14 protein-coding genes are annotated in these 13,717 nt (G+C 39.7%); 9 read left to right on the plus strand and 5 right to left on the minus strand.

Annotated features, from left to right (window positions below; genetic code table 11):
- The first annotated feature begins 14 nt into the window (after positions 1–14).
- A complete protein-coding gene (locus tag CJ263_RS07230; protein ID WP_094996650.1) occupies positions 15–218 on the plus strand; it encodes a hypothetical protein in 204 nt (67 codons plus the stop codon).
- On the opposite strand, the gene CJ263_RS07235 is transcribed toward CJ263_RS07230, so the two are convergent.
- The 4 genes from CJ263_RS07235 to CJ263_RS07250 all read right to left on the minus strand — a co-directional run bounded on the left by CJ263_RS07235 (position 215) and on the right by CJ263_RS07250 (position 3,764).
- Positions 215–1,840: a S41 family peptidase gene (locus CJ263_RS07235; RefSeq protein WP_094996651.1), complete on the minus strand. Its 1,626-nt coding sequence runs from the start codon at positions 1,838–1,840 to the stop codon at positions 215–217. The genes CJ263_RS07230 and CJ263_RS07235 overlap by 4 nt on opposite strands.
- Before the next feature lie 5 nt (positions 1,841–1,845).
- Complete coding sequence (locus CJ263_RS07240) at positions 1,846–2,277, minus strand: deoxycytidylate deaminase (protein WP_094996652.1); 432 nt, start codon at positions 2,275–2,277, stop codon at positions 1,846–1,848.
- 147 nt (positions 2,278–2,424) lie between these two features.
- The gene (locus CJ263_RS07245; protein ID WP_094996653.1) at positions 2,425–3,009 is read right to left on the minus strand and encodes a HupE/UreJ family protein; all 585 of its coding nucleotides are present in this window, start codon (positions 3,007–3,009) and stop codon (positions 2,425–2,427) included.
- A 14-nt stretch (positions 3,010–3,023) separates the two neighbouring features.
- The gene (locus CJ263_RS07250; RefSeq protein WP_094996654.1) at positions 3,024–3,764 is read right to left on the minus strand and encodes a TerB family tellurite resistance protein; all 741 of its coding nucleotides are present in this window, start codon (positions 3,762–3,764) and stop codon (positions 3,024–3,026) included.
- A gap of 126 nt (positions 3,765–3,890) precedes the next feature.
- Between CJ263_RS07250 and CJ263_RS07255 the strand changes: the two genes are divergently transcribed.
- The 3 genes from CJ263_RS07255 to CJ263_RS07265 all read left to right on the plus strand — a co-directional run bounded on the left by CJ263_RS07255 (position 3,891) and on the right by CJ263_RS07265 (position 5,786).
- Positions 3,891–4,301 (plus strand): BrxA/BrxB family bacilliredoxin, encoded by a 411-nt coding sequence (locus CJ263_RS07255; RefSeq protein ID WP_094996655.1) that lies wholly within the window; start codon positions 3,891–3,893, stop codon positions 4,299–4,301.
- 226 nt (positions 4,302–4,527) lie between these two features.
- Entirely contained in the window at positions 4,528–5,112 is a 585-nt protein-coding gene (locus tag CJ263_RS07260) for a lysophospholipid acyltransferase family protein (protein WP_317044137.1), read from the plus strand.
- Positions 5,109–5,786, plus strand: coding sequence for an HD domain-containing protein (locus tag CJ263_RS07265; RefSeq protein ID WP_094996657.1), 678 nt, complete (start codon positions 5,109–5,111; stop codon positions 5,784–5,786). The genes CJ263_RS07260 and CJ263_RS07265 overlap by 4 nt, the downstream gene beginning before the upstream one ends.
- Before the next feature lie 61 nt (positions 5,787–5,847).
- Here the strand turns inward: CJ263_RS07265 and CJ263_RS07270 are convergent, their stop codons facing one another.
- Positions 5,848–7,278 carry a glycosyltransferase gene (locus CJ263_RS07270; RefSeq protein WP_094996658.1) on the minus strand — a complete coding sequence of 477 codons (1,431 nt, stop codon included), beginning with the start codon at positions 7,276–7,278 and terminating at the stop codon, positions 5,848–5,850.
- Between the two features lie 280 nt (positions 7,279–7,558).
- Between CJ263_RS07270 and CJ263_RS07275 the strand changes: the two genes are divergently transcribed.
- From CJ263_RS07275 to CJ263_RS07295, 5 genes are all read left to right on the plus strand, one after another.
- Complete coding sequence (locus CJ263_RS07275) at positions 7,559–8,983, plus strand: Gfo/Idh/MocA family protein (protein WP_094996659.1); 1,425 nt, start codon at positions 7,559–7,561, stop codon at positions 8,981–8,983.
- A 119-nt stretch (positions 8,984–9,102) separates the two neighbouring features.
- Positions 9,103–10,386 (plus strand): CitMHS family transporter, encoded by a 1,284-nt coding sequence (locus tag CJ263_RS07280; RefSeq protein ID WP_094996660.1) that lies wholly within the window; start codon positions 9,103–9,105, stop codon positions 10,384–10,386.
- A gap of 1 nt (position 10,387) precedes the next feature.
- A complete protein-coding gene (locus CJ263_RS07285; RefSeq protein WP_094996661.1) occupies positions 10,388–11,725 on the plus strand; it encodes an acyclic terpene utilization AtuA family protein in 1,338 nt (445 codons plus the stop codon).
- A gap of 2 nt (positions 11,726–11,727) precedes the next feature.
- Complete coding sequence (locus CJ263_RS07290) at positions 11,728–12,027, plus strand: AtuA-related protein (RefSeq protein WP_094996662.1); 300 nt, start codon at positions 11,728–11,730, stop codon at positions 12,025–12,027.
- Between the two features lie 10 nt (positions 12,028–12,037).
- Positions 12,038–13,066: an alpha/beta hydrolase gene (locus tag CJ263_RS07295; RefSeq protein WP_094996663.1), complete on the plus strand. Its 1,029-nt coding sequence runs from the start codon at positions 12,038–12,040 to the stop codon at positions 13,064–13,066.
- Positions 13,067–13,717: the final 651 nt, after the last annotated feature.

The following is a 13,717-nucleotide window of genomic DNA, read 5'->3' on the forward strand; positions in this document are numbered from 1 at the left end:
ATACGTAATCTGATATGAATAAGACCTTATCGATAATCCTAGTGGTATGTGCAGTGGCCCTCATTGCCTATAATGTGACACTAATAGACTTTGAAGATCCTTTTGAAGGAAATAGTATTGTAGCTGTTATTGGTGTCATGGCTTCCTTATGTGCCATTGTTTTAATCCTGATTTTTTACACTAGCAAAAAAATACAGAAAAATCTTGAAGAGGATTAGTTTTGTGACTCTATCGTTGCCGCTTCTTCCTGTTTTATAATTGGATTATCTAATTCCAACACCTTTAAAAGCATTGGATCCTCTACACTTTTTATTTTGGCATGCATATTGGCATCGAACAGTTGTTCCGCCAGGGAAGCCTTTAAATAAAGTTTGATGCTGTCCTCAAAATCATAGAAATTCATTTTAAGATTTCTTTCCAAGGAATAGTCCACGAATTTTTCAAATAGTACATCGTCTACCCGAAAATATCTAAAAAATTCCTCAGGGGTATAATCTGTGTACAATCCTCTATTTTCATCCAAATGTTCAAATACAAAAAATGATAAAAACCCAAGACTGTCCATGCTCTCAACGGCCTCTTCCTCATTGGTTCCTATAGGGACGAACTCATCGGGTATGATACCACCTCCTCCATAGACTATTTTACCCTTAGGGGTGGTAAACTTCAAGGAGTCGGCTACTTTTATACTGTCTACGGATACCATTTCACCACTATGGTATCTTTCCATAAAACGTTCGTAATAATCCTTGTTCCCATGGGCATAACTTTTTTGAATACTTCTTCCCGTAGGGGTATAATATCTAGATACCGTCAATCGCACTGCCGATCCATCGCCCAAGGCCATTTCCCTTTGTACCAAGCCCTTTCCAAATGACCTTCTTCCTACAATGGTTCCAATGTCATTATCCTGAAGTGCCCCAGCCACGATTTCGCTTGCAGAAGCAGAGCGCTCATTTATAAGGACATAAATGGGCTTGTCTTCAAAATTACCTCTTCCAGTGGCATAGGTCTTGTCTATTTTTCCTTTTTTATTCTTTGTGAACAATATTAGTTTGCCATCTTCTAAAAACTCATCGGCCATTTGCTCGGCAATATTAAGATATCCACCTGGATTGTCCCTAAGGTCTAAAACCAACTTGCGGGCGCCTTCGTTTTGAAGCTGTCTAAGGGCCGATTTAAATTCCTTAAACGTAGACTCCGCAAAACGGGTTACTTTTATATATCCGATGTCATTGGAAAGCATATAATAGGATTCCACGCTCCTAATGGGCACTACTCCCCTATTTACCTTAACGGTGAACATTTTATCCTCGGATTTTCTATATACCGTAAGTTTTACCGGCGTACCCTCCTTTCCTTTTAGTTTATCAACTATAACATCACTGGACATATTCTTGCCGTACAATGTATCATTGTCCGCCATAAGAATACGGTCCCCTGCCTTTATTCCTTTTACAAAACTGGGGCCATCCTTAATGGTCCTAATAACTGATATGGTATCCTTATAGGCATAAAAATTGATTCCTATACCAACAAAATCGCCTTTCATATTCTCAGAAACCTTACTCATTTCCTTTTCGGAGATATAAACAGAATGTGGGTCCAATTTTTCGAGAATACTATTTACCGTTACATCCACAATGCTGTCCGTATTCACATCGTCTACATACTCATAATCGATGTAATCTATAAGTCTATTGAGCTTATCCTTTTTAGAATTGGTCGTGAATAATTTTTCTGGAGTGTCATTGAAGTTAAGCTTGCCACCTATAAAAATTCCCATGGCCAAGGCTAGGGCAATTATGGTGGGCAGAAGATATGAATACTTGTTTTTCATTACAATCAATCATCTATTTGTGGCATAAATTCAAGTTCTACCCCAGCCCTTTTCAAAAAGTTGAGTCCTGAATCGTCCTTGTACGCAATTTGATATACCACACGTTTTATGCCAGATTGGTGAATCAATTTACTGCATTCCCTACAAGGTGAAAGGGTTATGTATAAAGTTGCTCCCTGACAGGACTGAGTAGACGAAGCAACCTTAAGTATCGCATTCGCCTCTGCATGGAGCACATACCATTTGGTATACCCTTCCTCGTCCTCACAATAATTATCAAAACCGGTAGGCGTTCCATTATATCCATCTGAAATGATCATACGATCTTTAACGATGATGGCCCCAACTTGTTTTCGCCGACAATAGGACAATTTCCCCCATTCCTTGGCCATGCGTAAATAAGCCTTGTCGTATTTTTCCTGTTTCGATTTGTTCATGTAATCGGGAGCAAAATTCTTCGTTCGCCTAAGATACCCGCTTTAAAAACCTTTCCAAAAGTATAAGGACAATTTTAACTTTTACTCGATAATCGAGATTTAAGTAATTATATTGTATCGCAAACTTGCAAAGGGTCGGTTATCTTCTTACCAAGGAAACGTTTGATATAATAAAGGTATTGTGATTAGCAAAACAATAATACTGGCAACCAAAACAAAAACGGATTGCTTTACCTTACCTAGGTTTTGGAATACATAAGCCACTAGAAGAACCATCATCACAATAATCAATTGGGAGATTTCAATTCCAGCAGCGAATCCAAGAAGAGGGGTTACTTTCTCATCTTCCCCAGCAATCAACATCTTAAAATAATTGGAAAATCCAAAGCCGTGGATGAGACCAAAAAAAGCGGTTGCCAATGCATGCAACAAAATATTGGTCTGCCCTTGTAACCTCTTTAAGTAAAAAATGTTGAAGATTGCCGTCAAAAATATGGTTACAGGTATTAAAAATTCAATTAAACCAACATCCATAACCACTATTTCAAAAACCGAAAGCATCAAGGAAAGACAATGGGTTAGGGTAAATACCGTTGCCAATACTAATACCTTTCGCCAACTTTTAAAGGTAAATGGAATGGCCAATGCCGATAAAAACAAAATATGGTCATAGGCACCAAAATCCAACACATGGTTCAACCCCATTTTAATATAAAACCAAAAATTCTCCATGTACTTTAACTGTTTTAATTGATTCCTCTTTCCTTTTGAATGGTTTCATAGGCAAGCTGAACCTGTTTGAACTTTTCCTCAGCGCCCTTTTTTATGGCTTCATCCTGGGTATTCACTCGGTCAGGATGATATTTTTTGGCCATGGTCCGGTATGCTTTTTTTACTTCTTCGTTGGTAGCGGATTTATCTATCTCCAATATTTTATAGGAATTATCAGCCGATTTTATGAACATGGCCATTATACTTTCAAAATCCCTTGGAGATACCCTTAAGTATCCCGCTATTTCTCGGATTTTGTTAATCTCGGGCGTGCTAACATTTCCATCGGCCTGGGCTATCCCAAACAAAAAATGAAGTAATTGAAGTCTTACCTCATACCGGGTTCTTTGTGCCAAAAATGTACTGATGCGCTGTGCGGAAATTTCCCTTTTTTTGTTAATGTCGTTGAAGGTCCTGAAAATGGCATTCGCCTTTTCCTTACCGTAAGTACCAACAAAGTACTGCCTTACATAATCCATCTCCTGCTGGCTAACATGGCCATCCGCCTTAATGACTATGGAACAAAGGGAAAGAAGATTAAGTTCAAAATCTGCAGGCGAAACATTTGGTCTGGTAAAATCCCTGAAAACGGTCTGTGTCTGGCCAGACCCAGAACCAAAAAGGCTATCAAGGGCACTCCCAACAAAAAAGCCTAATATGGCCCCCGCAAAACCCCTTACAAAAAAGCCGAGGAAAGCCCCAATCCATTTAATCATTCCAATACTTTGATATTTGCCAAAGATAAAATATTCAGGAGACACTTGAAGACTAACGAAAAGTTAAGGTCCTCTAGAAAATAGGTCAGATTGGTTATCTTTGTAATTCATTTTTAAAAAAATACTATGTATCCTGCAGAATTAGTAAAACCTATGAGAGACGACTTGGCTTCTGCCGGGTTTGAAGAATTATATACCGCTGAAGCAGTGGAAAATGCCATTAAACAGCAAGGAACCACATTGGTCGTGGTCAATTCTGTTTGTGGATGCGCCGCTGCCAACGCTAGACCAGCTGCAAAGATGAGTTTACAAAACGATAAGACCCCAGATTATACGGTCACCGTATTTGCTGGTGTGGACACGGAAGCAGTGAATGCGGCTAGAAACTTAATGGTACCATTTCCTCCTTCTTCCCCTTCTATGGCCTTGTTCAAGGATGGAGAATTGGTCCATATGATAGAACGTCACCATATTGAGGGAAGACCTGCTGAAATGATTGCTGAGAACCTTGTACAAGCCTACAACGAGTTCTGTTAAGAGTATCCTTATTTCAACAGTATTTTAGAAATTTTACACCGCTCTTAATAGAGCGGTTTTTTATTTTTGCAGTATGCAAAAGATACTATCCTACATTGTCACCCCTTTCTTTTTCCTTGCCTTTGGGATGACCCTGTTGGTTTTTCATCCTATACTTTGGTTAAGTTTAAAACTATTTGGTTACCCGGGGATTAAGAAAACGGTTAGCCTTCTCAATCTTTGCCTAATGCGCTCCACTAATATTCTAGGAACTACGTACAGGTTTACAAACCCCCACAATATACCAACTGATAGACCACTAATAGTAGTGACCAATCATCAGAGTATGTACGACATTCCCCCCATTATTTGGTACATGAGGAAGCACCACCCAAAGTTTGTGAGCAAAAAAGAGCTGGGAAAGGGAATTCCAAGTGTCTCATATAATTTGAGACATGGGGGATCTGTATTAATTGACAGAAAAGATGCGAAGGGCTCAATCATGGAAATTGGAAAACTTGGAACCTATATAGAAAAATACAGTAGGACAGCGGTCATTTTCCCAGAAGGAACAAGAAGTAGGGATGGACACCCAAGGCCATTCAAGCCTATGGGATTAAAAATGCTGATGAAGAAAGCCCCATCTGCTTTAATCGTTCCGATAAGCATCAATAATTCCTGGAAATTGGTCCAATATGGTAAATTTCCAATGGGATTAGGAACGAAAGTTTCCTTTGATGTCCACGAACCATTTGAAAATGATGGAGACTTTGATGGATTGCTTGCCAAAGCCGAAGCTGCTGTTGTATCCGGAATAAATTCTTTTAAATGAGCAATACCGAAATCGTTGAAGAGACCATCACCTTTGTAAAGGAAACACTACAGAATGCCGAAGGTGGGCATGATTGGTTTCATATAAAAAGGGTGTTTCAAAACAGCATGCTCATTGCAAAGGACGAAAAAGTGGATATTCTTGTGGTAAGCCTTGCAGCCTTATTGCATGATATAGCCGATGCAAAATTTTATGACGGCGATGAAACTGTAGGACCGCAAATGGCAAAAGATTTTCTACACTCTCTTAAGGTCAAGAAAAAAGTAGTGCGGCATGTTGTAAAAATTATTGAACACATATCCTTTAAAAACAGTCTAGGTAAGCCCAAAAAGAGACCTTTTAAATCCAAGGAACTTGAAGTTGTTCAGGATGCCGATCGTTTGGATGCCATTGGTGCTATTGGTATTGCTCGGGCATTCAATTATGGGGGCTTCAAAAATAGGGAAATCTACAATCCGGATATTGCCCCAAATCTAAAACTGAGCAAAGAAGCCTATAAAAAATCAACGGCCCCAACTATTAACCATTTTTATGAAAAGCTATTGTTGCTTAAGGATAAAATGAATACTGCTACGGGGAAAAAACTTGCCGAGTCAAGGCACCAATTTATGTTGGATTATTTGGAACAGTTCTATTCTGAATGGAATCCATTGACCGTTAGACCAAAGCAATAAAAAAGGGGAATCAAAATAGACTCCCCTTTTAATGAAAACTAAAAAATTTACATCTTCTTTTCTATCCCCTAGTCAACCAACCTCTTCTATTGGCGGTCGCAATGGCATAAGGAGTTATCCAGAACAGTCCGAATGTATACATTACACTATAGGAATAAGCCCAGAATGATTCTATAAAGTTATATCTCTTCGCATAAAAAATAACAGGGAAAGTAGAAAGTACCAGAATACTCATGAAAGTTGAGCTGACAAATAAGATTGGATGTGTTAGAACAAAATACAGCATAAACAAAAGGAATGGGTAACTCATGACAATCTTAGTTGCCTGACTAAAGAACAATAGTCGAGTACCTGCCTTGTTTCCTTTCCTAAAGTTTGTAAATACATACTTGGACATTTCAATATTCTCCCTAACATTACTTCTACCCCATCTAATGAACATTTTGTAAAGACCTTTGTATTTTTCGGGTACGTTAGTATAAGCATATGCGTTTCTTTGGAACAGCACATGATAACCTTGTTTTAAAATCATATTGGTCATGGCACGGTCCTCTCCAATGTCAGAAGGTTGTCCCATGAAGGTCTGATTGATCCAATCATTTAAACAGGCAAACACAGCGGTTCTTCTATATGCCGCCAAGGCCCCTGGAGTACAAAGAACGGAGTTTAGGCTACTTTCGGCAGATCTCACAAATTCAAAACTCAAGACAAAACTAACGTCCAACATTTTTGGGATCAAGGCCTTCTTATTGTTCAATACCCTAATATTACCGGCAACTGCACCACAATTCTCATTGGTAACGAACGGACTTACCAAATTTCTTAAGGTATCCTTTTTAACGATGGAATCACTATCTACCGTTACAAAAACATCTCCTGTACCTTCATTGAATCCACGATACAAGGCATGTCTTTTTCCCATATTTTTGGGTTGTTGACATATGGATACCCGATCACCCAATACCTTCTTGGCCTCTTGCATCCAATGCCATGTATCGTCCTTGCTACCATCATCAATGGAAAGTAATTGTAGTTTTTCTACGGGATAATCACTGTCTGCCAAACTCATCAATGTGGCATATACCTGTTTCCCTTCGTTATATGCAGGAACGATAACGGTACATTTTGGCAGCTCCTCATCGGAAACGGAAGCTATTGCCTTATATCTAAAATATCGATATAGTGTATAGGCAAAAAAGCCCGCCTTAAAAATAAATAACCCAGTGGCAATAATCATAAAGATCAATCCAAAGGTAGTACTTATCCTATCCCGATTAAATTGATCATAATCCGTTTGCAAAACATACATAACATATATGGAAGCAATCATAAGCACGAACGTGCTACCCATCACAAAAACCCCCCAGGCATTTGCATTTTGAATAAAGGACTTTAATCTCGATTTTAGTAAAAACCCGTTTCTGAAAGTTGGGGTTGAATCGGATTTTTCGACATTAATAGATTTAGGTGTAAACGTATTTTCAGATTTCATTTGTGTTTTCGATTTGTTCTAGAGTCTATACGGTAACACATGGCACTCTGGATCACCTGTTATGATTTATTTATGTAAAAAATCCACCTTTAACATTTAGGTAAGAATTTGTAAAGATTTTGGATTGATGGATGCATCAAATTCAAAATGAAGATGACTTTATTTTTTTATGAATATCAAAAAATACGACCTGTCATTTTATAGATTCAATAAAAATCGCAAGACGGAAATAAAAAGTCAATTTTTTGTACCTTCCTAGCTCAGATAAATTTAATTAACCATGCAAAGAAGAAAGTTTATTAAAAATACCGCTGCCGCATCCGCGGCCTTTTCCATTGTACCCAGTTTTGTAATGGGCAAATCACATGTTCCTCCAAGTGATACACTATATATTGGTGCTTTTGGTGTTGGTGGAAGGGGCTCTAGCGTTATCCAAGGCCTAAATGAAACCCAAAAAGTAAAATTTGTTTCCTTTTGTGATGTGGATGACAGAAGGGCTGCAGAAACCTATGCCAATTTTCCCGATGTAAAGAGATATAAAGATTTTAGGAAGGTCTATGACAAGCAATTAAATGATATGGACGCCATTATGGTAGCTACCCCAGACCATATGCATGCTTCCATAGCCTTGCCTTTCATGCGGGCGAAAAAACATGCCTATGTTGAAAAACCGTTGACACACAATATCAATGAAGCCCGTTTAATGACCAAAGTGGCCAAAGAAAATGGCATCGTTACCCAAATGGGAAACCAAGGAGCATCAAGTGATGGTAGCAGGGAAGCTAAGGAATGGATTGATTCAGGCATAATAGGAAAAGTATACAAAGTAGATTGTTGGACCAATAGACCCGTTTGGCCACAAGGTGTTCCCGTTCCACAAGGTAAGGACCGAATCCCCAAAGGACTGGATTGGGACTTGTGGTTGGGCGTTGCCGAAATGAGAGATTATAACGACGCTTATCTTCCCTTTAAATGGAGAGGTTTCTGGGATTTTGGCACCGGTGCACTTGGGGATATGGGATGTCATATCATGGAAACCCCTTTCAGTGTCTTGGAATTGGGCTATCCAACCGAGGCCGAGGCGAGCTGTACGACCAACTGGGTCGGTGACTTTGTGGAGGCGGATTATAGTGAATCCTGTCCCGCTTCTTCCATTGTCCGGTTAAAGTTCAATACTCCTGAGCACGGAGATATTGCGTTAAATTGGTATGATGGCGGATTATTACCCGATTTACCCGATGAGTTGAAAGATGGCGAAACTATTGGTGATAACAGTGGTGGAAGCATTTTCTACGGAACGCGAGGTATTTTGGTTTGTGATACGTATTCCAGAAATGCCAGATTGTTGCCTTCCACTACCATGGAACTATTGACTCCTCCAAAACCCTATTTAAAACGTATTGAAGGGGATACCGGTGGACACCAGCGCAACTTTGTGGAAGGATGCCTACAAGGTGCTGAAACCTCCTCTAATTTTGAACGCTCCGGACCATTGACCGAAGCTGTGCTTATGGGTAATTTGGCCTTAAAGGCGTTCCAGTACAAAAAACTGAAGGAAGGTAAACAATTGGGTGATTGGGATCCTTTTGAATATCCTGGTAGAAGAAAAATTCTTTGGGATGGGGAAAACATGCGTGTAACCAATTGGGAAAAAGCCAATGAATGGGTCAAGGGAAGCTACCGTAAGGGATGGGAGCTTAGTTAAACCCAAAAATATTAGTATAAGGAAATGGCTAGGGTTTATATCCTAGCTTTTACTTTTGAAACGTCCCAATTGCCTATATTTAAGTTTTTGACCAAAACCAACTTAATACCTAAATTCAAATGTTAGCCTGGCTTGGCCTTATCACCATTGTTGCTCTTTTGTTTCTTGTCATGAGCAAGAAAATGGCGGCGGTGGTCGCTTTGATTATTGTTCCAATTATAACGGCTCTTTTGGGTGGTTTTACTACGGAAATAACGACTTTTATAACCGATGGTTTAAAATCAATCGCTCCCACCGGAGTCATGTTTATATTCGCAATTCTGTTCTTTGGTATATTGACCGATGCGGGAACCTTTAAACCCCTGATAAGGGCCCTACTGAAATTTGCGGGAAACAATCCTTCCCGCGTTGCTGTCGCAACGGCACTATTGGCCATGGCCGTGCATTTGGATGGCTCAGGAGCAGTGACTTTTTTGGTGACCATACCGGCACTCCTTCCTTTATATGACACCTTACAAATGAAGAGAACCACGTTGGCCACTATTGCGGCATTGGCGGCAGGAACCATGAATATTCTTCCATGGGGAGGGCCAACAATTAGAGCTGCAACAGCTTTGGAAGTCAATGTTACGGAGCTATTCAATCCTTTGCTGATTCCGGTTATCGGCGGACTATTAACGGTTTTGATTATTGCCTATATACTTGGTAAAAGGGAACGTGTGGATAAAGGTGCCACTATTGATGACATAGCACTGGAACAAGAAACAGACACTAAACTGGAACGTCCAAGGCTTTACTACTTCAATATTGCCCTGGTTTTGGTTGCGGTGGGAGTTTTGATCAGTGGAATTGCCCCGCCACATATTATTTTTATGATAGCATTTGCCATATCCTTAATTGTAAATTACCCAAATCCCAAAGATCAAGGGGAACGTATCAATGCACATGCCAAGGCAGCTCTTTTGATGGCCAGTATATTATTCGCTGCAGGGTGTTTCACGGGAATACTCAAGGGCTCCGGAATGATCAATGCAATGGCGGAAAGTGCCGTAACCTACATTCCTGATGCCATAGGTAGTCACTTGGCCGTCATTACCGGTGTACTGTCCATGCCCGCCAGTCTGCTATTTGATCCGGATTCCTATTATTTTGGAATATTGCCCTTGTTGTCCACCACGGCATCGCACTTTGGCGTGGAGGCTATTGAGGTAGGAAGGGCTTCAATTATCGGGCAAATGACGACAGGTTTTCCCGTAAGTCCGCTTACGGGCTCCACGTATCTATTAATTGGACTCACGGGAATCGAATTGGGGGATCATCAGAAAAAAACCATACCACTGGCATTTTTGGTGACCATAGTTATTTTAATTTTATCCTTAATGATTGGAGCAATAAGCTTGTAGCATGAAGAAAATTAGAATAGGAAGCGGAGCTGGGTATGCTGGAGACCGATTAGAACCTGCCCTTGAATTAATGGAGCATGGTAATCTAAATTATATTTGTTTTGAAGGCCTTGCGGAAAGGACTATCGCCTTGGCCCAAAAAGCGAAAAAGGCCGACCCAGAAAAAGGCTATAATGACCTTCTTCTTTATCGGATGGAAAAAGTCCTTCCATTGGCACATAAAAACAAAATCAAGGTCATTACCAATATGGGGGCGGCCAATCCAAAAAAAGCCATGGAAGAGGTTGCAAAATTGGCTACTACATTGGGACTTAAAAACCTGAAAGTAGCTGCAGTTCTTGGGGATGACATATCGAACAAAATACAGGATTACATCCGCGAAACAGTCATTGAAACCGGTCAGCCATTATCTGAAATTAATAAGGAGCTTTTCTCCGCAAATGCCTATTTGGGCTCCGATGGTATTGTTGAAGCTTTAAGCAACGATGCGGACATTATCATTACGGGCAGGGTTGCAGATCCTTCCCTGTTTCTGGCACCCTTGCTGTACGAGTTTGGTTGGGAAAAAACAGATTGGGAAAAAATGGGCATAGGAACCATGATTGGCCACCTATTGGAATGCGCCGGACAGGTAACCGGAGGCTATTTTGCTGATCCCGGTGTTAAGGAAGTACCCAATCTGTGGAATCTGGGATTTCCCCTAGTTGAAGTCAATGAAGTAGGAAAAGGCTTTATCACCAAATTGGACAATACGGGAGGCATGGTCACCACGGCCACATGTACGGAACAATTGCTTTATGAAATTCATGACCCAGAAAACTATCTTACTCCAGACTGCACCGCTGATTTTTCAAAAGTGACATTCAAAGAATTACAAAAGGACACCATTGAATTTTCCGGGGCCTCAGGAAAATCGGCCACTGCAACGCATAAAGTAAGCGTTGGCTATTTGAACGGCTTTATAGGGGAGGGTCAAATAAGTTATGGTGGTCCCAACTGTGTTGCAAGGGCTCTATTAGCCAAGGAAATCGTAGAAAAAAGGTTAGAAAACCTGTCTTTCCCAATTTCGGAATTACGATGTGATCTTATCGGTATAAATTCCTTATTTGATAAAGGAGAAATACCCAAAGACATCAATGAAGCCCGATTAAGGGTAGCGGGAAAAACAAACACCAAAGAACAGGCCCAGTTCATTGCCAATGAAGTGGAGACCTTATATACCAATGGTCCTTATGGTGGAGGCGGAGCTACTAAAAAAGTAGATGAGATTATTTCCATTGCTTCTATATTGGTTCCCAAAGATGATTTTGAAATTAACGTACTCTATAAAACTACATAGCCATGAAATTATGGGAAATTGCTCATGTGAGAACTGGGGACAAGGGAAACATCAGTAATGTTTCCGTAACCGTCTATGACCCTGAACATTTTAAAATAGTTTCGGAAAAATTAACTCCGGAATTTATCAAGAAATGGTTTGGGAAACAGGTACTGGGTGAGGTCAAAAGATATGATCTACCTCAACTTGGCGCGCTCAATTTTGTAATGTACGATGCCCTTGGAGGTGGGGTGACGTCTTCGACCGCCTTGGACAAACATGGAAAAACGCTTGGGGCTTATTTACTTAACATACCTTTTTAAAACTCAGATTATGAAAAAAATATTGGTCATTCTATTTCTATCGCTAACAAGTTTGCTATCCGCTCAGGAAGTGGCCGAAGGAAAAGTTGTTTTAGACTCTATTTATTCCAAAAACCTGGAAAATGATTTTGGTGAAAATCCAACCAGAAAAGTATCGGTTTATTTGCCACCAAACTATGAAGATTCAAAAACCAGGTATCCCGTAATTTATTTTTTACATGGTTTTTTGAACGACAATAGTCTTATGAATTATATGAAGGATCTTTTGGACTATGCCATAGCCGCAGAAAAGATTGATCCCTTTATTCTTGTAATACCCGATCAGCGTACTACTTATGACGGAAGTTTCTATTCCAATACGGGCATCTTTGGCAACTGGGAAGATTTTACAGCTTATGATTTGGTTTCTTATATGGATAACAACTATAGAACCTTGGCAAAACCCGGAAGTCGCGGAATTACCGGACACAGTATGGGAGGCTATGGTGCTTTAAAAATTGCCATGAAGCATCCGGATATTTTTGAAACCGTTTATGCATTAAGTCCTGGAGCGCTAACTATAGTTCGAGAATATGGGCCGAACAGCAACACCTATGTTGAATTTTCCAAAATGAAAACCATAGAAGATCTGTCAAAATCCTATTTTGGAAAAGTTATTATGGCGTTTGGAAGGTCATGGTCTCCCAATGCCAATAAACCTCCCTTTTACTTTGATTTACCCTTTGAATATAAGAACGAAACTATTGTAGCCAACCCCGAAGCACTAGAAAAATGGTACTCAGAAATGCCTGTTCATATGATCGATGAGTATCTCGAAAATCTAAATAAGCTCAGAGCCATTAAGTTTGATTGGGGAAGAAATGCGGGAGAACGTTTTACCATACAATGCAAAATGTTCAGTCAACGCTTGGAAAACGTAGGTGTAAAACATTTTGCCGAAGAATATATTGGCACCCATACCAATAACATCTACACCCAGGATGGCAGAATTCCACAACAGATGTTACCCTTTTTCGATTTTTATCTTGATTTTGAGTAAAAATCATATACTAAGTACAATCACCCCATTTCCATTAAAAAATTTTAAGTACTATGGGAACCTTAAAAATGAATCCCGTACAGATTCAATTGTTTCGCTATAGCAAGGTCTTAATTACCCTTGTTTTGGTCTGTTTTTAATGCGAAAAGAAACAAACAGCCACCCTGCCGATTCACGGTGGCCCAATTTATACAGAGGACAAATTATTGGACACCCAATTGGAAATTACCATTTTAATCGGGCAAGTGGTTTACACAAAAACGACGGACCAATAGCAGCACGCTTGCGCTTCACCTGTTTGGAAGGCTTGACGCATTAATATTGCTCGGTAAAGACTGACTACAATAAAGGTATGAATCCAGTGGATTTTTCAAAACCAATATCAGTTACCCAAACGTATCAAGTTCCAAACTAGAATGTTAGTGAAACGTTTGTAAGTGCATAGTATACGTATAATAGTTCGCTGTTCTTTTCAAATCCCCTATGAACACTAGATAATTAGTAACTTACACCTAAAAGAGAAATAAACGTACCCAGGTAAGTTTATACAATTGTTGGCAACAAGCTAAAAAAGCATCACGTTAAAATCAACCAAATGACAAAAAAAACAAACTTTTTGTCATTTTTTTGTACTGTGAGTTATATTTTATA

This window comes from Maribacter cobaltidurans, from assembly GCF_002269385.1.
GTDB classification, from domain to species: domain Bacteria; phylum Bacteroidota; class Bacteroidia; order Flavobacteriales; family Flavobacteriaceae; genus Maribacter; species Maribacter cobaltidurans.